We start from the raw sequence: 18,956 nt of genomic DNA, 5'->3' as shown, positions 1-18,956 counted from the left end.
TCAACGTTGGCAGGCAGGGCTCACTTCTGACTCCAACGACCGCCATGTACCAACGCAACATCCTTGTCGAACAGACCGACGCAGAACTCTTTGCAGCCATCCAGGCCGAAAACCAGCGTCAAGAGCAGCACATCGAGCTGATCGCCAGCGAGAACTATGCCTCCCCTGCCGTGATGTGGGCCCAGGGCACCCAACTGACCAACAAGTACGCCGAAGGCTACCCCGGCAAGCGCTACTACGGCGGCTGCGAATTTGTCGATATCGCCGAGCAACTGGCGATCGACCGCGTCAAGCAGCTGTTTGGCGCTGAAGCGGCCAACGTGCAGCCCCATTGCGGCGCCTCCGCCAACGAGGCAGTCTTCCTGGCCTTCCTCAAGCCCGGCGACACCATCATGGGCATGAGCCTGGCCGAAGGCGGTCACCTGACCCACGGCATGCCGCTGAACATCTCCGGCAAATGGTTCAACGTCGTCTCCTACGGCCTGAACGCGAAGGAAGAGCTGGACTACGACGCCATGGAAAAGAAGGCGCACGAGACCAAGCCCAAGCTGATCATCGCCGGTGCATCGGCCTACTCGCTGGAAATCGACTTCGCCCGCTTTGCCAAGGTGGCCAAGGATGTCGGCGCGATCTTCATGGTGGACATGGCCCACTATGCCGGTCTGATCGCCGCAGGCGAGTACCCCAACCCCGTGCCCCACGCTGATGTGGTGACGACGACGACCCACAAGAGCCTGCGCGGCCCACGTGGCGGCGTCATCCTGATGAAGGCCGAGCACGAAAAGGCCATCAACTCGGCCGTGTTCCCCGGCCTGCAAGGCGGCCCGCTGATGCACGTGATCGCTGCCAAGGCCGTGGCTTTCAAGGAAGCGCTGTCGCCCGAGTTCAAGACCTATGCCCAGCAGGTCAAGACCAACGCCCGCATCGTGGCTGAGACCCTGACCGAGCGCGGCCTGCGCATCATCTCCGGTGGCACGCAAAGCCACGTGATGCTGGTGGACCTGCGCGCCAAGGGCATCACCGGCAAGGAAGCCGAAGCCGTGCTGGGCGCTGCCCACATGACGATCAACAAGAACTCCATCCCCAACGACCCGGAAAAGCCGATGGTCACCAGCGGCATCCGTATCGGTACGCCTGCGATGACCACCCGTGGCTTCAAGGACGAAGAAGCGCGCCTGACCGCCAACCTGATCGCCGACGTGCTGGACAACCCCCGTGATGAGGCCAACATCGCTGCCGTGCGCGCAAAGGTCAACGCCCTGACCGCACGTTTCCCCGTCTACCGTTGATCTGAGCAGCGCCCGCGCCTATGAAATGCCCCTTCTGCAGCCATCCCGATACCCAGGTGGTGGAGACCCGTGTTGCAGAAGACGGCGGCTTTGTACGGCGCAGGCGCCAATGCGGCCATTGCGAAAAGCGCTTCACCACCTACGAGCGGCCCGAAGTCAGCCTGCCGGTGATCGTCAAGAAGGACGGCCGGCGCATCGACTATGACCGCAGCAAGCTGCGCGGCTCCTTCAGCCTGGCGCTGCGCAAGCGCCCGGTGAGCATCGACAAGGTGGACATGGCACTCGAGCATGTCGAAGACAAGCTGCGCACCCTGGGTGCGCGCGAGGTGCAGACCCATCTGATCGGCGAGCTGGTGATGGCCGAGCTGCAAAAGCTCGATAAGGTGGCTTACATCCGCTACGCCAGCGTGTATCGCAGCTTTGAGGACATTGACCAGTTCAAGTCCATCGTCGACGAGGTGACCACCCCGCCGCCGCCGCCGGCCAAGAAGGACAGCGCCCGTAAAAAGGACTGAGCGATAAAAAAAGCGAACCCCAGGGTTCGCTTTTTTTCGTGGGTGCGCCAGACCGGTGCCGGTCCGGCCCCTGCGCGTCAGGACTGCGGCGCCTCCGCAGCGATCGGGCCCACATCCAGCTGCACATCGCTGTTCTGCGCGCGGTGGCGCAGCGCATGGTCCATCAGCACCATCGCCAGCAAGGCCTCGGCAATCGGTGCGGCGCGGATGCCCACGCAGGGGTCGTGCCGGCCCTTGGTGATGACTTCGGTGCTGTTGCCCTCGGTATCGATGGACTCGCGGGGGCTGATGATCGAGCTGGTCGGCTTGATGGCGATGCGGATCTCGATGTCCTGGCCGGTGCTGATGCCGCCCAGAATGCCGCCGGCATTGTTGCTGCGAAAGCCCTGGGGGCTGAGCGAATCACCGTGCGTGGTGCCACGCTGGGCCACACTGTCAAAACCAGCGCCGATCTCCACCGCCTTGACGGCATTGAGGCCCATCATCGCGTAGGCGATGTCGGCATCGAGCTTGTCATACAGCGGCTCGCCCAGGCCCACCGGCACACCGCTGGCCTGCACGCGGATCAGCGCGCCGCAGGAGTCGCCCGCCTTGCGCAGCGCATCCATATAGTCTTCATAGCGGCTGACATCGGCCACCGGTGCAAAAAACGGGTTGTTGGGCACATGCGCCCAGTCCTCGAACGGCAGGGCCACCTCGCCCACCTGCAGCATGCAGGCGCGGAACGCGGTGCCGAACTTCTCTTTCAGCCACTTCTTGGCCACGGCGCCGGCCGCCACGGTAGGCGCCGTCAGCCGGGCCGACGAGCGGCCGCCACCACGCGGGTCGCGGATGCCGTACTTGTGCCAGTAGGCATAGTCGGCATGGCCGGGGCGAAAGCTCTGCGCAATATTGGAGTAGTCCTTGCTGCGCTGGTCGGTATTGCGGATCAGCAGCGCAATCGGCGTGCCCGTGGTCTTGCCCTCGTAAACGCCCGAGAGAATCTCCACGCTGTCGGGCTCATTGCGCTGGGTGACAAATTTGCTGGTGCCGGGGCGGCGGCGGTCCAGATCCTGCTGGATGTCTGCCTCGCTCAACGCCATGCCCGGTGGGCAGCCGTCAATCACGCAGCCAATCGCCGGGCCATGGGATTCGCCAAAGTTGGTAACAGTAAATAAGGTGCCGAAGGTATTGCCGCTCATAGCCCGCCATTATCACTGATGCCAGTGCCCCACACAGCCCCGCAGGGCTCACCAGCAGGGCTGGTCACCCCCGGGCGGCTGGCCGGCATGGGGCCAGCCACTGGGCAGGCCCTGCAGCACCGCGCTGTGGCGCACCGCGCGCAGCCGGCCAAAGCCGGTGTCCATGGTTTCCAGATAGGCCGCTGGCGGCACGCTGGCGGGTGCCGGCGCAGCCGATACCGGCCGCTGCCCCATGGATTGCAGCCACTGCGCCACGCGCGCCAGCGATACCTGCACATGCCAGCTGCCGCCTTGCGTCGCCTGGCGGTACAAGGCCGCCTGGATGCCAAAGGCCAGCAAAAATCCCGCGCTGTAATCCAGAATCTGCAGCGGCAGCGCCCGCAGCCCCGCGCTGCCAAAAGCCTGGCCCTCGGCCCAGTTGATGCCGCAAACCGTCTGCACCAGCGAATCGAAGCCACGCCGGTCGGCCCAGGGGCCGCTGCGCCCGTAGGCCGACAAGCTGGCATACACGATACCGGGCCGCAGCCGGGCGACAGACTGCGGCTCCAGCCCCAGCGCATCCAGCGCGCCAGGCCGGTAACCCTGCAGCAGCACATGGGCCTGGCCCAGCAACGCGGCCATGTTGCGCTGGCCTGTCTGCGTTTTCAGGTCCAGCAACGCCGAGCGCTTGCCCCGGCTCATATCGACAATGGCGTCGATATTGGGCAGGCCCGGGCCATTGACCATCAGCACATCGGCCCCTTGCGCGGCCAGGCTGCGGGCGGCCACGGGTCCGGCCAGAATGCGGGTCAGGTCCAGCACGCGCAGGCCATCCAGCGGCCGGTGCCGGGCAGGCGCAGGCCAGCCACGGGCTGCGGCGGGCTGGCCGCTGTCCAGCGGCGTGATGGACACCAGGGGCTGCGCTGCCACCGCCGCACTTTGGGGGTGGGCCTGCCAGGCCTGCGGGCTGCGGGCGGCTGCGACCACCAGACCGAGCGCTGCGGCCCGCTCTTCCACCGCCTGCGCCGTCCAGCCTTTGAGCGCATCGGCCACCGCCTGGCGCGGAGTGGCTGCGCCGGTGGGCAGGCCCATCAGCCGCAGCAAGCCATCGCGGTGGTGCTCGAAATTGGCATGGATGCGCAGCCAGCCCGGCTCGCCCAGATCGGCGCCGCAGGCATACAGGCCCGAAATGGGGGCCCACAGGTTGGGCTGCTCACCGTCTATCGTGAAATAACCGCTGCATTCGGCCAGCACATGGCCCACATCCACATTGACCGGGGGCATGGGCAGCTGCTGGCGGTGCTGGTCGATCCAGGCGCTGGCCAGGCCGCTGGCAGCCACTGCAGCCGGGGCCGCCACATCGATGCAAAAGCTCGACGGGTAGGCTGTGCCGTCGCCGCTGAGCGCCAAAGCGCCTGGCTGCAAAGCCTGCGCTGGCAGACCCGCTTGCTGCCACAGCGTGTGCACGCTGGCCTGGATGGCGGCATGCAGCGGCAGCTGCGCCAGGGTTTGGGTGGCGGCGGTGTTGTGGTCAGTGGTTGGCAAGGCGTTCTCCTGGTGGGCACATGGCCGCCATTGCATACCTCGCGCCCACTCGGGTCAATCTTGATTGGGCCGGTACATATAAGGGATCCTCTGCAGAACTCCCTGCCGTGGTCTGAACGCGGACTCGGGCGATCCACGTCCATCCCATTCGGCGAGGGTTGTGCAAAGGCTCCCTAGTGACCCGGCACTGCAGTAGCATGGCCCATGGTCCCCGCATACCCCGCCCCCACCCCGCCTGCCTGCAACGACAGCCCCTGGCTCACCAGCCAGCAGGCCGCCGCGATGCTGGGCGTGCAGCGCGCCAGCCTCTATGCCTATGTGAGCCGGGGGCTGCTGCGGGCGCACAGCCAACCGGGCACGCGCGGCCATGTCTACGCCCGTATCGATGTGCAGCGCCTGGCGCGCCAGCGGCAAGCGGTACGCAACCCCGCGCAGCTGGCCCGCTCCACCTTGGATTGGGGCACACCGGTGCTGCGCTCGGCCATCACCCAGGTCAGCCAGGGCCAGCTGTATTACCGGGGCCGCGATGCGCTGCAATGGGCGCAGCATGCCAGCCTGGAGGACACGGCTGCGCTGCTGCTGGACCAGCCCCTTGCGGCAGCACCTCCCAGCGCACCCATGCCAGCCACTGCAGGCACCGAAGGCACAGCAGCCGCCACACAGCCCGTGCCACAACCCCGCCCGCCCGAGCAGGCATTGCGCGCCTGGCACAGTCTGCCTGCTGGCGAGCCCACGCTGGCCCATCCCGGCTGGCCTGGGCCGCTGCTGCAGCAGATGCTGGAGGTGCTGGCCGGATTGCCGTCCTCTGACGACGCGCCGTCCTGGACCGGACCGCCCATCCACCAGCAGCTCGCAGCCCTTTGGCAAGTGGATGCAGCGGGCGAAGACACCCTGCGCCAGGCCTTGGTGCTTTGCGCCGACCATGAGCTCAATGCCTCCAGCTTTGCGGCCCGCGTGGTGGCCTCCACAGGCGCCAGCCTGCATGCCAGCCTCGGCGCCGGCCTGGCGGCACTCAGCGGCCCGCTGCACGGCGGGATGACGGCGGTGATCGACCGGCACTGGGACGACTGGCATGCGGCGCCGCAGGCCGACGGCACGCTGCCGCCCTCGCTCGCCCAATTGCTGGCCGACACCCGCATCAACGGCAGCCCCCACTACTGCGCAGGCTTTGGCCACCCGCTCTACCCGGCCGGCGACCCGCGCAGCGAGCGGCTGCTGCGCCTGCTGCCTGCCGATGCGGCCCGCAGCGCCTTGCTGGCCAGCGTCCACCGCCACACCGGCCTGCACCCCAGTCTGGACTATGCGCTGGTGGCCATCCAGCGCGGCCTGGGCCTGCCAGCGGGCGCCGCCTTTGTGCTGTTTGCACTGGGCCGCACGGCAGGCTGGCTGGCCCATGCGCTCGAGCAGCGCGCCAGCGGCCAGCTGATTCGCCCCCGCGCGCAGTATGTGGGTCTGCCGGCTGACACCGCACCCCAGCGGGCGGACGCTGGCTCCACCGGAAACCCCGCCAGCATCCCGGGGCGGATCATCCGTTTCTGACCGGCACCCAAGCCCAGGCGCAAAAAAGCGGCCTCGCAGGCCGCCCGTGTTGCAGGTGTTGAGCAGAACCGGCGCACCGCAAGCTGCGCCGGCGGTGCATCAGGAATCGGTCTCGCCTTCCACCGGCCAGTCGCGGATATAGGCCTTGAGCATCTTGTTCTCGAAGTTCTGGCTGTCGACGACGGCCTTGGCCACGTCGTAGAAGCTGATCACCCCCATCAGCATCTTCTTGTCCATCACCGGCATGTAGCGCGCATGGCGGTCCAGCATCATGCGGCGCACCTCGTCCATGTCGGTCTCCATCGTGCAGGTCAAAGGTGCGTCATCCATCACGCTGCGCACCAGGATGCTGCCAGCGGTACCGCCGTTGTTGACAATGGCGACGATCACCTCGCGGAACGTCAACATGCCCACGACGTCGCCGTGCTCCATCACCACCAGCGAGCCAATGTCCTTCTCTGCCATGGTCTGGATCGCGTCGCCCAGAGGGTCATTGACGCTGGCCGTGTAGAGGGTGTTGCCTTTGAGGCGGAGGATATCGCTGACTTTCATGGGTGTCTCCTTGTACCGTTCTCCGATGCGGGTGGGACCCGCCTGCATGCAAACGCATCGGCGACAGGCCTGCCAATCCGGGTCTGCTAAATATAGCCGACAATGCCCGTCCAGAACGACAACATCGCGGAGATACGCCATGCCCGGTTATACCGATCCCGGCTTTGACACCCTGAGTCTGCACGCCGGCGCCCAGCCGGACCCTGCCACCGGCGCCCGTGCCGTCCCCATCCACCTGACCACGTCCTTCGTCTTCGAGTCGAGCGACCATGCGGCCAGCCTCTTCAATCTGGAGCGGCCCGGCCATGTCTACAGCCGCATCAGCAACCCCACCAATGCGGTGCTCGAGCAGCGCGTTTCCGCACTCGAAGGGGGCGTCGGTGCGATCGCGGTGGCCAGCGGCCAGGCCGCGTTGCACCTGTCGATTGCGACCTTGATGGGTGCGGGCAGCCATATCGTCGCCAGTACCGCGCTCTACGGTGGCAGCCAGAACCTGCTGCACTACACGCTGGCCCGCTTTGGCATCGAGACGACTTTCGTCAAACCCGGCGATATCGACGGCTGGCGCGCTGCGGTGCGGCCCAACACCAAGCTGTTCTTTGGCGAGACCGTCGGCAACCCCGGCCTCGATGTGCTGGACATCCCCACGGTCTCGGCGATCGCCCATGAGGCCGGCGTACCCTTGCTGGTCGACTCCACCCTGACCTCGCCGTGGCTGATCAAGCCCTTTGCGCATGGCGCCGACATCGTCTACCACTCGGCCACCAAGTTCCTCTCCGGCCACGGCACCGTCATCGGCGGCATCGTCGTCGATGGGGGCAGTTTTGACTGGGAGAAGTCTGGCCGCTTCCCCGAGCTGACCGCGCCCTATGACGGCTTTCACAACATGGTGTTCAGCGAGGAATCGACGACCGGCGCCTTCTTGCTGCGCGCCCGGCGTGAAGGCCTGCGCGACTTTGGTGCCTGCATGAGCCCGCACAGCGCCTGGCTGATTCTGCAAGGCATCGAAACCCTGCCGCTGCGCATGGAGCGCCATATGCGCAACACCGAAAAGGTGGTGCAGTTCCTGGCCAGCCACCCGCTGGTCAGCCGCGTGGGCCACCCCATGCTCGACAGCCACCCCTCCCACGCGCTGGCGCAGAAGCTGCTGCCGCGCGGCGCGGGCTCGGTGTTCAGCTTTGACATTGCCGGCAACCGCAACCAGGGCAAGAAGTTCATCGAGACGCTCAAGGTCTTCAGCCACCTGGCCAATGTCGGTGACTGCCGCTCGCTGGTCATCCACCCGGCCAGCACCACGCACTTTCGCATGCACGACGACGCGCTGGCGCAAGCGGGCATCAGCCAGGGCACGATCCGCCTGTCCATCGGCCTCGAAGATGCCGACGACCTGATCGACGACCTCAAGCGCGCGCTCAAGGCCGCAGAGAAGGCGGCATGATGCAAATCCGTGTCTATGCATCGCAGGATGCGCCAGCGGTGGTGCAGCTGTGGAACGACTGTGGCCTGACCCGCCCCTGGAATGATCCGCACAAGGACATCGCGCGCAAGCTCAGCGTCTCGCCCGAGCTGTTCTGGGTCGGTGTCGATGACCAGGGCGAGGTGATGGCCAGCATCATGGTCGGCTACGACGGCCACCGGGGCTGGATCAACTACCTGGCCGTGCACCCCAGGCACCAGCGCCAGGGCCATGCGCGCCAGTTGATGCAGCGCGCCGAGGCCGAGCTGACGGCGCTGGGCTGCCCCAAGCTCAACCTGCAGGTGCGTGCCGGCAACGAGGCCGTCATCGCCTTCTACGAAAGCCTGGGTTACAGCGACGACCACACCGTGAGCCTGGGCAAGCGGCTGATTGCAGACATCTAGACCATCGGAGCACAGACATGCGAATCCAAGTTCAAGGTGCCGACCTGTATGCCTACACCGGCGGCAAGGCGCTCAATGCCAACCAGCCCACTGCCCTCTTCATCCACGGCGTGCTGTGCGACCACAGCGTCTGGGCGCTGCAAAGCCGCTACCTGGCCAACCATGGCTGGAATGTGCTGGCCATCGACCTGCCAGGGCACTGCAAGAGCGGTGGCGCCGCGCCACAGACTGTGGAGCAGGCCGCCGGCACCATCGCCCAGCTGCTCGATGCCGCCGGGCTGGAGCGCGCCGCCCTCATCGGCCACAGCTGGGGCAGCCTGATTGCGATGGAAGCGGCCGCACGCCTGGGCGAACGCATCAGCCACCTGGTGCTGGTCGGCACTGCCGATCCGATGAAGGTCGCGCCCGCCTTGCTGGAGCAAGCGTTGAACGCCACCGACCAGGCCATTGGCATGGTGCAGACCTTCTCGCGCGCGACCTTGGCCCCCCCTTCGGGTGCCGGCAGCTGGGTGTTTGGCGCAGGCATGGCGCTGGCCCGCCGCGTGCAGGCGAGCAACAGCGATACCAACCTGCTGCACACCGGTTTTGTCGCCTGCGACAGCTACCGCAACGGCCAGGCCGCCATGGCCGCGCTGGCCTGCCCGGTGCTGTTCGTGCTGGGCGAGCAAGACCAGATGACCCCGGCCCGCGCCGCGCGCAGCCTGGTGGATGCAGCCCAGGCGGCCGGCAAGCAGGTGCAGGTCCGCATGGTGCCCTGCGGTCACAACCAGATGACCGAGTCGCCCGATGAGACCTTGTTCGCCATCCATGATTTTCTCAAGGCCCCGCCCGCCTCCCAGCGCGCCGCCTGAGGAACTGCTGCAGCGCAACAAGAGCCGCTCCCGATGGCGCCACCAGTTTTGCTATGGTGTGATTGCTTTTGTTTTTATAGCAGTCTATCCCGTATGTATCTGGCGTAAGAAGGCGTAAGCCTCCGCAGAAAATGCCGCATTCTAGGCAGCAAATGCGTTAGCCTATCCACTAGGCCGATGGAGGCCCAGACAGCTGCATCTGAAAAGCTGCAGACCGGATACATACGACTTATGCAATACAAGGCCCTTCCCTGTTTGCTGCAGCACTGCCAGGCGCAACCCTGGCACCTGTTGCGGCCACGCGTGGACATGGACCTGGAGCGTTGGGCGGAGACCTGGGCGGACCAGTTGTCAAGCCTGCATGAATTCTCCAGCCATGGCTACTATGGTCTGGACGTGCAGGATCTGGACGCCGACAGCCAGCGCGCAGCGCGCGCCGGCTGGTGCCGGGCTGCGCTGCAGTCGCTCGCGCTGCTGGACCTGGCCTACAGCCGTGGCCTGCCCCCGCGTGCGATGGAAGGTCTGTTCGAGCACGTGTTGCACTGGTGCAATGAATATGCGGATTTCATGCGCAGCGCTGCGGCCACGCCTGCGCAGGCGGTGCAGCCGTTCAACCCCGCCTCCAACAACTACCCGGCTGCTGTGCAGCTGCTCGCTTTGCCGATACTGCTGGAGCGCCAGGAACTGATCCCGGGCATCGTCAAACGGCTGCTGGGCAACCGCTGTGACTGCCTGCTCGACTACCTCAGCGCCGTCGCCTGCGACAAGGACGAGGCCTCCGCCCAGGTGTTCTGCCCCAAACCTTATGCCGATCTGGCCGCCTTCTTCGAGCAGACCGAGCTGGGCACCGCGCCACTGCAGCACTATCTGGAAGAACACTACAGCAGCCAGCCCCACCCCGCGCTGGCTGCCATTGGCCGGCTGATCGGCATGGGCGAACACCATCCACGTTGGGCCTGGGAGGTCGCCGCGCTGGTGGTGCTGTACGAACTCGACGACAGCGCACTGACCGCCTTCAGCTGCTACCCCGCCGACATGGTGGCGCTGGCGCGCCAGCGGCTGGCATTCAACGAGGCCAGCTTCGCCGTCCACTGAAGGGCGTGTAGCGCCCCTCCGCGCAAGCGGGCGCAGGTGGCGGCCGGCGCAGCCAAGCCAGCAAGCGGCCTGTAGGACGCAGCACCTCCGGCCCCTGAAACAACGCTCAGGCCCTGGCTGGCACGTCCTGGTCCCCCTCATCACCCGGCACCGTCGCCAGCGCCTGCGCTGGCGCTTGCTCCTCGGGCTCCGGTGCCGCATCAGGCAGCCACTGGCGGCGCTCCAGCAGCGCAATCAGCACCATCTGGTCCAGGCCGCTGTGCCACCACAGCGGCTCGGTGGCTTCATTGCGATCGAGCATCAGCGCAGCCACCAGCGGCGCGGCCAGGGTCTGCGCAGGCTCGATCAGCAGCACATAGCGCATGTCATGCTGGCTCTCGGGCGCACCGGTGCCGGTTCGGCGTTCATCGACGTCCACCACAGCGCCCACCCAGTCGAGCTGGCACAGCACATCGAGTGCGCGATGCAGCTGCACATCCTCCACCTGCAGGCGGGTCGCAAGCTGGTGCAGGTACAGGCCCTTCTCGGGCTGGTAGCGCATCAGGTTGAGCGCGCGCAGGCATTCAAGCGCCAGCTGAAAATCCCAGCTCTGCGCCAGCGGCAGCCGCGCCACGCCGGCCAGCAGGCTGGGCAGGTAGGCAGCGACCACCGCGCCCAACAGCACGATCACCCAGGCCACATAGATCCAGATCAGCAAGATTGGCAAGGTGGCAAAGGTGCCATAGATCGTCGAATAGGTCGGCACATGCACGAGGTACAAGGTCAGCACCTTCTTGGCCACCTCAATGCCCACGGCCACGAAAAGGCCGCCGGCCAGCGCATCGCGCCAGCGCACATGGGTGTTGGGCACATAGCGGTACATCGCAGTCACGCCCGATGCCAGCAGCACAAACTCCAGCGAATCAAAGGCCAGCCGGATCAGGTACGGCAGCTCGCCAAAGGCACTGCGCGAGGCCGCCACCACCGACGACGTCAGCACCAGGCTGGAGGCCAGCACCAGCGGGCCCAGCGACATGGCCGCCCAGTAGATCAGCACGCGCTGGCCCAGCGGCCGCAGCTGGCGCACGCGCCAGATGTTGTTCAGCGTACGGTCCATCGTCAGGATCAGCGCCAGCGCTGTCACCAGCAAAAAGCTCAGGCCGGCCAGACCCAGGCGGCTGGCCTTGGACGCAAACTGCGTGATGTAGCCCAGCACCTGGCTCGCAATGGTGCTGGGGATCAGGCTCTCGATCAGCCAGCGCTGCAACTGCGCCTCGACCGTCGCAAACATCGGAAAGGCGGTGAGCAAGGCCAGCGCCACCGTGAAAAAGGGCACCAGCGCCAGCATCGTGGTAAAGGTCAGGCTGCTGGCCGTCAGGCCCAGGCGGTCCTCACCGAAGCGCGTGCGCAAGGTGTTGACGGTATTGCGCCACGGAAACGCCGCAAACTGCTGCCACCACAGCGCCCATCCCTGGCGCCGATGCACCTGCAAAGATGCCGCGTTTTTCTCATCACTTACGTACATACCGATATGATGCCATTTCCATGCCTGTATCCACCCCTGATCCTGCGGCAAATCTGCCTGAATTGGTAACGCCTGCGCCGGCCGGCGCCGCTGCGCAATACTCGCGCTGGCTGGCGGTGGCGGCGCTGCTGGGCCTCGTGGTGCTGTGCCTGGCCTGGGAGCTGTGGCTCGCTCCGCTGCGGCCGGGCGGCTCCTGGCTGGTGCTCAAGGCCTTGCCGCTGTGCCTTCCGCTGGCCGGCCTGCTCAAGCACCGCATGTATACCTACCGCTGGCTGAGCCTGCTGGTGTGGCTGTATTTTGTCGAAGGCGTGGTGCGCGCCTGGGGCGATGCCGCGCCCAGCCGCTGGTGCGCGCTGGCCGAGATCGCACTGTGCCTGCTGCTGTTTGCCGCCTGCGTGGTGCATATCCGGGGCCGCCAACGCGCCGTGGCCCCGGCGCCCAAGCCGGCCGCTGCCGCCTCTTAGATTCTTTTTCTTTTCATTTGCTGAGACCTCCAATGACCGACCTGATAGCGAGCTTGCGCCAGATAGTGGGCGATGCCCATGTGCTTACCGAGGGCGACCTGAGCGCCTACGAACAGGACTGGCGCCGCCGCGTCCACGGCAAGGCGCTGGCGGTGGTACGCCCTGCCACGACCGAGCAAGTGGCGGCCGTCGTCAAGGCCTGTGCGGCCAACGGCACCTCCATCGTGCCCCAGGGCGGCAACACCGGCCTGGTCGTGGGCTCCACGCCCGACACCTCGGGCCAGCAGGTGGTGCTGAACCTGGGCCGCATGCAGGCCATCCGTGCGATCGACAAGGACAACCTCACCGTCACGGTCGAGGCCGGCTGCATTCTGCAAACCCTGCAGGAGCGCTGCGAAAGCCAGGGCTACCTGTTCCCGCTGTCGCTGGCGGCCGAAGGCAGCTGCACCATCGGCGGCAACCTGGGCACCAATGCCGGCGGCACCCAGGTCGTGCGCTATGGCAATACCCGCGAGCTCTGCCTGGGCCTCGAAGTCGTCAATGCGCAGGGCGAGATCTGGAACGGCCTCAAGGGCCTGCGCAAGGACAACACCGGCTACGACCTGCGCAACCTCTTCATCGGCAGCGAAGGCACCTTGGGCGTGATCACCGCCGCAACGATGAAGATCTACCCGATGCCGGCGAGCCAGCTCACCGCCTGGGCGGCTCTGCCGTCGTTCGATGCCGCCGTGCGCCTGCTGGCGCTGGCCCACCAGTACCTGGGCGCGGGCCTGACCGGCTTCGAGGTGATGAACCGCTTTGCGCTGACCTTGGTGGACAAGCACATGCCCCAGCTGCGCGTGCCCTTTATCGACAACCCCGCCTTCCCCTACGCCGTCGTGCTGGAAAACTCCGACAGCGAATCGGAAGAACATGCCCGCAGCCGCTTTGAGGCGCTGATGGAAGCCGCATTCGAGCAGGAAATCGTCTTGGACGCCGTCGTGGCCGAGAACCTGGGCCAGGCCCACAACCTCTGGCATATCCGCGAAAGCATTCCGCTCGCACAGGTCGAGGAAGGCCTCAACATCAAGCACGACATCTCGGTGCCCATCTCGCGCATCCCCGAGTTTGTCGAGCATGCCACGCAGGTGCTCAACGACAAGGTGCCGGGCATGCGCCTGGTCAATTTCGGCCACCTGGGCGACGGCAATCTGCACTTCAATGTGCAGGCGCCCGAGGGCGGGGACGCCAAGCAGTTCCTCGATGAGCGTGAGCACGAGGTCAACCACATCGTTTATGACGCAGTCGCCGCGTTTGGCGGCTCCATCTCGGCCGAGCACGGCATCGGCACGCTCAAGGTCGACACCCTGCCGCAGTACCAGTCGCCGGTGGCCTTGTCGATGATGCGTGCGGTCAAGGCCGCGCTGGACCCGCAGAACATCATGAACCCGCATGCGATGGTCACACGCGGCTAAATAAGCTGCACACCACCAAACAGGGCGGCCCTCGATGAGGTGCCGCCCTGTTTTTTGCGCGCCGAAGGCTCAGGACGCCGGCGTGCCCACCGCGTTGCTGATCATCTGGTTCACATCCTTGGGCCAGGAGAAGGCCGCGCCCGGGTCCTGCACCACGCGGGGCTGGCCGTCCTGCAGCCACCAGATGCGCATGGTGTTGCTCTTGGCATCCAGGGCCACGGCGGCGGCATTCTGGCCACCCTCGTGCTGGCGGTTGCCGGTGATGTAGTAGACGGAGCCCTGCTTGCTCAGCGGCCCGGTCACTTGCAGGTTCTGCATGAAGGCCGCACGGTGCTCACCCAGCAGGTGCTGCATGCGCGCAGCCATCACGCCCTGCTGCAGGAAAGCGGCATCGTGCGGATACTGGCCCACCTGGGCCTGCAGCTGGTTCCAGGCCTGCTGGCCGTTGGGGTCCATGCCAGCGGGCGCCGTCTGGCAGCCGGCCAGCGCCAGCGCCGCAGCAGCGCCCAGGGCCAGGCCCCATTTCTTCGTCATCGTCCACATATCGGTGTCCTTGTCAGCGTTTGCAGCGCCCTCTCCTGCGCCCGGCAAACTGTCGATGTCCCGGCGCCCACCGGCTTGGGGCACGGCGGTGTGCCGCCGGCTCCGGTGGGTCCGGGCGCCAAAGCCGACACCCTACACCAATTTTTGCGCGGCGATGGCCATCGCAGGTATCTCCCACAGGCGCTTATCCTTACGGCCTACGCAAGCAACGCGGCCGTCGTACAGTACATCCTTTGGGCCTTGCCACCTGCCCCGCCGCCTTGGCACGCATGCCCGCGCCGGGCCAGGCGCCCGCCCCCGGGCGGCGATGCGGCCAGGCCCCCCGAACAGCCCCAGAAGAACATGAAGCAATACCTCCAACTCGTCCAGAACATCCTGGACCAAGGCTCCTGGCAGACCAACCGCACAGGCATCCGTACGCTCAGCATGCCCGGCGCCATGCTCAAGTTTGATCTGCAGCAAGGCTTTCCGGCCGTCACCACCAAGAAGCTGGCTTTCAAATCCGCCATCGGCGAGATGGTCGGTTTTCTGCGCGCCGCGCGCAGCGCCGCGGATTTCCGCGCGCTGGGCTGCAAGGTCTGGGACCAGAACGCCAATGAAAACCAGGCCTGGCTGGCCAACCCCTACCGCCTCGAGGCCGACGACCTGGGCCCCGTCTACGGCGTGCAATGGCGCCAGTGGCCGGCCTACAAGCTGATCGACCTGGCCCGGCCCCACAGCCAGGCCCAGGTGGCCGACGCGCTCGCCAAGGGCTACACCCAGATCGGCGAAGTGGCCGAAGGCGGCAAACGCCAGATCGTGCTCTACAAAGCCATCGACCAGCTGCGCCAGTGCCTGGACACCATCATGACCGACCCGGGCAGCCGCCGCATCCTCTTCCACGGCTGGAACTGGGCCCAGCTCGAAGAAATGGCCCTGCCCCCCTGCCATCTGCTCTACCAGTTCCTCGTCGACCAGAGCAAGCGCGAGATCTCGCTGTGCCTGTATATCCGCAGCAATGATGTGGGCCTGGGCACCCCATTTTTTGGGCACATTCACCAGGCGTCCTCATACATTCACTAGCCCTACTACTCAGGCTAAACACTCCATTCAACATTACCACCAACTAAAAAAACTGTCCATGCAAGGCACTTCCGCGTGTGCTAATCTTGCAGGAAGCGAAGGAACACTATGGACCATCAATATTTAGGCCTTCTGCGCGATGTCCTTGACAATGGCGTGCAGCGTGGAGACCGCACCGGCACCGGCACCCTCTCGGTGTTTGGCCGCATGTATCGGCACGACCTCAGCGAGGGCTTCCCCTTGCTGACGACCAAAAAGCTCCACATCAAGTCCATCTTGCATGAACTACTCTGGTTCCTGCAGGGCGGCGATAACACCCGGTATCTAAAAGAGAACGGCGTCTCCATCTGGGATGAGTGGGCTACCGAAACGGGCGACCTCGGTCCGCTTTACGGTGCCCAGTGGCGCGCTTGGCCAGGTCGGGACGGCAAACCAATCGACCAAGTGACTGCCTTAGTCGAAGGCATCCGGCGAAACCCTAACAGCCGCAGGCACATCATCAACGCGTGGAACGTCGCCTATATTCCCGACGAGCGCCAAAGCCCTCAGGACAACGCGCGCGCCGGTCGTATGGCACTTGCTCCATGCCATGTGATGTACCAGTTCTATGTGTCGAATGGCCGGCTCAGCTGCATGTTGACCCAGCGTTCAGGAGACATCTTGCTCGGGTGCCCCTACAACGGCAGTTCGGTCGCTTTCTTAACTCACATGGTCGCGCAACAATGCGACCTAGAGCCAGGTGAAATCGTACACTCGTTTGGGGACCTTCACCTGTACCTGAACCACATCGAACAGGCCAAGCTTCAGTTAACCCGGGAGCCTCGCCCGCTTCCACGCCTGAACATCAAGCGCAAACCAGCGTCCATCCTGGACTATCGGTTTGAGGACTTCGAGGTCCTCGATTACGACCCGCATCCGCATATCCCTGCACCCATCGCGGTGTGAAATAAATGCCTCGTCCATCGAAGTCCCGCACAAGCGAAGCTTTTTCCTCGGATTTCGCGAACGAGGCGTTCTTTTTGTACCAGGGTAAGGCGCTCCAGTACGAGTACTCTGCAGAAGCAACCGTCCTAGGCCCTAGGTTCGTCTCTGCTGGCTGCGCGGTCGTCCGGTCTCAACGTCTCGAAGCTGGCGTGAATCTCCGAACCTGGGTCGACAACTATGTCGTTCGGCTCGGAAACATTCTGACTACCCTTGTTTCATTCGGTGCCACTAAGTCCACCTGTGGCGCGGACCCTAGCCGTGTCGCTGCCAGCGATTGGCAAGCATATGTCGCCCACCTACAAGAATGGGTTCATGAACAGAATTGGACTCTCAGGACTCGCTCCAAGGCTATCCAGACGCTGAACAAGCTGCTCCTCATCTTACATCGAGAAGATGTCATCGATACTCGCATCGAGTTGAATCCTCCTCAACAAAGCAAGAGAGCCAAAATGGGGCAGTCGCAGTTCACGCAGCGCGGCTGGAACCAAAAGCCCCCACTTCCCAAAATCGACACGCCGTATTCATTTCACGTCGAGAAGCACGAAAGAGAGTACGACTACTCTTCTTATCGGGACGTTGGTCGCCTATTCGTCTTACATACCACAGCTTTTCTTAAAGAGTACTACCCCACCCGCTCGGCGACAACAGCTAAGAAGACTCATGAATGCTGGATGGGTGTGCTTCGCTATCTACAAGATAGCCGCTCGAATGAGTATTTACGGGAGTTTCATCAACAACTCGATTCCGACGACTTCCGTTGCATTACGGCAGAAACTTGGGAAACCGTTTTTTACGGCTGGCGCGAAAGCCTGACCACAGACATAGAGGCGAGTGAATGCCGTCCCATCACTCAGCACCAACGGATTAACCGCATGAATGCCCTTTGGGCAGAGTTTGCGGGTTCCGGCCTGGTGCCGAGCATTAGGCTCCGCGGCTTCAAGAACGCCAAGAGCCGCTACCTGAGTACGCCTCGGGGAACGCTGGCTCAGTTAACCCTATTGGACCATGCGACGGAATCATCCATCGAGGCGGCATCTGAGCGACTCGTCGATTTCTTCGATGACAATGACAAGAGCGAGGCTCGCGAGTATTTAAGGTCGCTGTCCCAGGCTCTGTCACCGGATGCCGTCAGAGACCTGCCGGTGGAAGCAGTGATTGAGGAAATTCACGCCCTGAATGCATCGCGCTTGGCCATGCTGAGGCAGTGTGCTGCTGCCGATTTCAAGCATTGGTACGAGCATTGGCAAAAAGGTGAAGCTGCCTACAAGGAATCATCACTGGACGGTAGCGCGTTGGTCGCAGCATTGGACAGCCCGACCTTGTCAGCATCCGAAATCCGACAAAACAGCACACGGTTGCTGGTTGACGCCCCGGAGAGGGAGCGACTAGGGAATGCGCTGCGGTACATCGAGGCACGGTATGAGGGTTCCATCGCAGGCATCAATGGACGGATACATCATCTCGCACGCAGTTTTGGAGGTCGGCGCAATCTCATGGCTTACCTGCATCCCCACGAGCACGCGACACTTGCGCTTTGGGTTCTAACGATGGTCGACACCAGCGCCAATTGCGAGGTTGCTCGGACTACTCCCTGGGACTGCCTGCGCAAATCAAAGCATCCAGGAGTAATGCAAGTCATTCTGGGTCCCAAGAACCGAGCGGGAGGACTCATCATCACTGACGAGCTCGACATAGAGCGCCCGGATGGCTCCCTCTCTCTGGTTCAGGCCATCCAGATGTATCAAGAGATGGCAACCCAATTCCATACCCGGGCGGACGATAAGACTGCCAAGTTGCTGCTTTTACACGACACTAGAGGTTCTCCAAAAGGCCTTACCGAATGGAATGCGCGGAGTTGGTTCACCGCATTCCTGTCACGTCATGACGAACTGAGAGGTCTCAGCGCTCTTCCATCGATGATTCGACCGTCTGTGCTGATGGATGTTCAGCACCGAAGCGGCGGCCTGGTTAGTGCGGCTCAAGCGATTGCTGACCACGCCACGCCCACAACTACGCTCCAACACTACACGGGGCGGAGCCCTACAAAACTGCGCTACGCACTTAATATTCGGGCATTCCAAGACCGGTTTCAGAGCATCATCATCGTCACCATCGATGGTGCAGCTGCCAAGCTCGGGATTAGCCAAGCGGAATTCAACACCCTGCTGTCCGAAGCTGCGCGAACGGGTCTGGGGGTTGCTTGTCTTGACCCCTTGGCGGGTGTACAGCCTGGCACACGCTCTGGCGACCAGTGCACGCGGATGGATAAATGCTGGGACTGTCAAATGCGCTGGGTCGTAGCGACAGTAGACAACGTCGCCGACCTGATTTTATTCAACGAATACCTGAATACAACCGCAGAGGGAGGTACGGCATTACTCCCGGAAGACTGGGAAGAACGTTGGCTGCCCTGGCTGGCGTTCACCAACGTCGCGTTACAAAAGCTCAAGGAGGGCGAGTGCGCTGCTGTGTACGCACAAGCTGCGTCCCTTGCAAATGAGCGAAGGGCCGAATACGCCCAGATTCCACTGGATTGAAC

The 18,956-nt window shown here is 64.2% G+C and carries 16 protein-coding genes and 1 pseudogene; 12 read left to right on the top strand and 5 right to left on the bottom strand.

Going from position 1 to position 18,956, the window contains the following annotated elements; genetic code table 11:
* Window positions 1–44 precede the first annotated feature (44 nt).
* Complete coding sequence (gene glyA / locus MJ205_RS05710; RefSeq protein WP_239811585.1) at window positions 45–1,289, top strand: serine hydroxymethyltransferase; 1,245 nt, start codon at window positions 45–47, stop codon at window positions 1,287–1,289.
* 20 nt (window positions 1,290–1,309) lie between these two features.
* Entirely contained in the window at window positions 1,310–1,804 is a 495-nt protein-coding gene (gene nrdR / locus MJ205_RS05705; protein ID WP_239811584.1) for a transcriptional regulator NrdR, read from the top strand.
* Window positions 1,805–1,881: 77 nt separating this feature from the next.
* Here the strand turns inward: nrdR and aroC are convergent, their stop codons facing one another.
* Window positions 1,882–2,985, bottom strand: coding sequence for a chorismate synthase (aroC, locus tag MJ205_RS05700; RefSeq protein WP_239811583.1), 1,104 nt, complete (start codon window positions 2,983–2,985; stop codon window positions 1,882–1,884).
* A 48-nt stretch (window positions 2,986–3,033) separates the two neighbouring features.
* Window positions 3,034–4,509: a CoA transferase gene (locus tag MJ205_RS05695; RefSeq protein WP_239811582.1), complete on the bottom strand. Its 1,476-nt coding sequence runs from the start codon at window positions 4,507–4,509 to the stop codon at window positions 3,034–3,036.
* A gap of 204 nt (window positions 4,510–4,713) precedes the next feature.
* Here MJ205_RS05695 and MJ205_RS05690 point away from each other — a divergent pair, with 204 nt between their 5' ends.
* Entirely contained in the window at window positions 4,714–6,048 is a 1,335-nt protein-coding gene (locus MJ205_RS05690; protein ID WP_239811581.1) for a citrate synthase family protein, read from the top strand.
* Window positions 6,049–6,147: 99 nt separating this feature from the next.
* Here the strand turns inward: MJ205_RS05690 and MJ205_RS05685 are convergent, their stop codons facing one another.
* Window positions 6,148–6,600, bottom strand: a complete 453-nt coding sequence (locus MJ205_RS05685) for a CBS domain-containing protein (RefSeq protein WP_230771119.1) — start codon at window positions 6,598–6,600, stop codon at window positions 6,148–6,150.
* Window positions 6,601–6,739: 139 nt separating this feature from the next.
* Between MJ205_RS05685 and MJ205_RS05680 the strand changes: the two genes are divergently transcribed.
* The 4 genes from MJ205_RS05680 (at window position 6,740) to MJ205_RS05665 (ending at window position 10,406) form a co-directional block, all read left to right on the top strand.
* Window positions 6,740–8,038: an O-acetylhomoserine aminocarboxypropyltransferase gene (locus MJ205_RS05680; RefSeq protein ID WP_239811580.1), complete on the top strand. Its 1,299-nt coding sequence runs from the start codon at window positions 6,740–6,742 to the stop codon at window positions 8,036–8,038.
* A complete protein-coding gene (locus MJ205_RS05675; RefSeq protein ID WP_239812672.1) occupies window positions 8,038–8,460 on the top strand; it encodes a GNAT family acetyltransferase in 423 nt (140 codons plus the stop codon). Before MJ205_RS05680 ends, MJ205_RS05675 begins: the two co-directional genes overlap by 1 nt.
* Before the next feature lie 17 nt (window positions 8,461–8,477).
* Window positions 8,478–9,311: an alpha/beta fold hydrolase gene (locus MJ205_RS05670; RefSeq protein WP_239811579.1), complete on the top strand. Its 834-nt coding sequence runs from the start codon at window positions 8,478–8,480 to the stop codon at window positions 9,309–9,311.
* A 231-nt stretch (window positions 9,312–9,542) separates the two neighbouring features.
* Window positions 9,543–10,406, top strand: a complete 864-nt coding sequence (locus MJ205_RS05665) for a PoNe immunity protein domain-containing protein (protein WP_239811578.1) — start codon at window positions 9,543–9,545, stop codon at window positions 10,404–10,406.
* Window positions 10,407–10,512: 106 nt separating this feature from the next.
* Here the strand turns inward: MJ205_RS05665 and MJ205_RS05660 are convergent, their stop codons facing one another.
* On the bottom strand, window positions 10,513–11,910 hold the full coding sequence (locus tag MJ205_RS05660) for a YihY family inner membrane protein (protein WP_239811577.1): 1,398 nt from the start codon (window positions 11,908–11,910) through the stop codon (window positions 10,513–10,515).
* 20 nt (window positions 11,911–11,930) lie between these two features.
* On the opposite strand from MJ205_RS05660, the gene MJ205_RS05655 reads away from it, so the two are divergent.
* On the top strand, window positions 11,931–12,374 hold the full coding sequence (locus MJ205_RS05655) for a DUF2069 domain-containing protein (RefSeq protein ID WP_239811576.1): 444 nt from the start codon (window positions 11,931–11,933) through the stop codon (window positions 12,372–12,374).
* A 32-nt stretch (window positions 12,375–12,406) separates the two neighbouring features.
* Entirely contained in the window at window positions 12,407–13,828 is a 1,422-nt protein-coding gene (locus MJ205_RS05650) for an FAD-binding oxidoreductase (protein ID WP_239811575.1), read from the top strand.
* Between the two features lie 69 nt (window positions 13,829–13,897).
* Here the strand turns inward: MJ205_RS05650 and MJ205_RS05645 are convergent, their stop codons facing one another.
* Entirely contained in the window at window positions 13,898–14,371 is a 474-nt protein-coding gene (locus tag MJ205_RS05645; RefSeq protein ID WP_239811574.1) for a hypothetical protein, read from the bottom strand.
* A 342-nt stretch (window positions 14,372–14,713) separates the two neighbouring features.
* Here MJ205_RS05645 and MJ205_RS05640 point away from each other — a divergent pair.
* The 3 genes and pseudogenes from MJ205_RS05640 to MJ205_RS05630 form a co-directional block, all read left to right on the top strand.
* A pseudogene (locus MJ205_RS05640) lies at window positions 14,714–15,394 on the top strand (thymidylate synthase); the annotation flags it as partial.
* Window positions 15,395–15,541: 147 nt separating this feature from the next.
* Window positions 15,542–16,378, top strand: coding sequence for a thymidylate synthase (locus MJ205_RS05635; RefSeq protein WP_239811573.1), 837 nt, complete (start codon window positions 15,542–15,544; stop codon window positions 16,376–16,378).
* A 188-nt stretch (window positions 16,379–16,566) separates the two neighbouring features.
* Entirely contained in the window at window positions 16,567–18,954 is a 2,388-nt protein-coding gene (locus MJ205_RS05630; RefSeq protein ID WP_239811572.1) for a hypothetical protein, read from the top strand.
* Window positions 18,955–18,956: the final 2 nt, after the last annotated feature.

Source organism: Comamonas sp. B21-038, from assembly GCF_022387135.1.
GTDB lineage: Bacteria > Pseudomonadota > Gammaproteobacteria > Burkholderiales > Burkholderiaceae_C > Comamonas > Comamonas sediminis.
Note: the sequence above shows the minus strand (reverse complement) of the source record. Positions and strands in the feature narration are given on the sequence as shown.

Excerpts from the sequence above, each read along its gene's own strand:
- glyA (WP_239811585.1), top strand. The coding sequence starts at position 45 with ATGTACCAACGCAACATCCTTGTCGAACAGACCGACGCAGAACTCTTT.
- nrdR (WP_239811584.1), top strand. The coding sequence starts at position 1,310 with ATGAAATGCCCCTTCTGCAGCCATCCCGATACCCAGGTGGTGGAGACC.
- aroC (WP_239811583.1), bottom strand. The coding sequence starts at position 2,985 with ATGAGCGGCAATACCTTCGGCACCTTATTTACTGTTACCAACTTTGGC.
- MJ205_RS05690 (WP_239811581.1), top strand. The coding sequence starts at position 4,714 with ATGGTCCCCGCATACCCCGCCCCCACCCCGCCTGCCTGCAACGACAGC.
- MJ205_RS05685 (WP_230771119.1), bottom strand. The coding sequence starts at position 6,600 with ATGAAAGTCAGCGATATCCTCCGCCTCAAAGGCAACACCCTCTACACG.
- MJ205_RS05680 (WP_239811580.1), top strand. The coding sequence starts at position 6,740 with ATGCCCGGTTATACCGATCCCGGCTTTGACACCCTGAGTCTGCACGCC.
- MJ205_RS05675 (WP_239812672.1), top strand. The coding sequence starts at position 8,038 with ATGCAAATCCGTGTCTATGCATCGCAGGATGCGCCAGCGGTGGTGCAG.
- MJ205_RS05670 (WP_239811579.1), top strand. The coding sequence starts at position 8,478 with ATGCGAATCCAAGTTCAAGGTGCCGACCTGTATGCCTACACCGGCGGC.
- MJ205_RS05665 (WP_239811578.1), top strand. The coding sequence starts at position 9,543 with ATGCAATACAAGGCCCTTCCCTGTTTGCTGCAGCACTGCCAGGCGCAA.
- MJ205_RS05660 (WP_239811577.1), bottom strand. The coding sequence starts at position 11,910 with ATGTACGTAAGTGATGAGAAAAACGCGGCATCTTTGCAGGTGCATCGG.
- MJ205_RS05655 (WP_239811576.1), top strand. The coding sequence starts at position 11,931 with ATGCCTGTATCCACCCCTGATCCTGCGGCAAATCTGCCTGAATTGGTA.
- MJ205_RS05650 (WP_239811575.1), top strand. The coding sequence starts at position 12,407 with ATGACCGACCTGATAGCGAGCTTGCGCCAGATAGTGGGCGATGCCCAT.
- MJ205_RS05645 (WP_239811574.1), bottom strand. The coding sequence starts at position 14,371 with ATGTGGACGATGACGAAGAAATGGGGCCTGGCCCTGGGCGCTGCTGCG.
- MJ205_RS05635 (WP_239811573.1), top strand. The coding sequence starts at position 15,542 with ATGGACCATCAATATTTAGGCCTTCTGCGCGATGTCCTTGACAATGGC.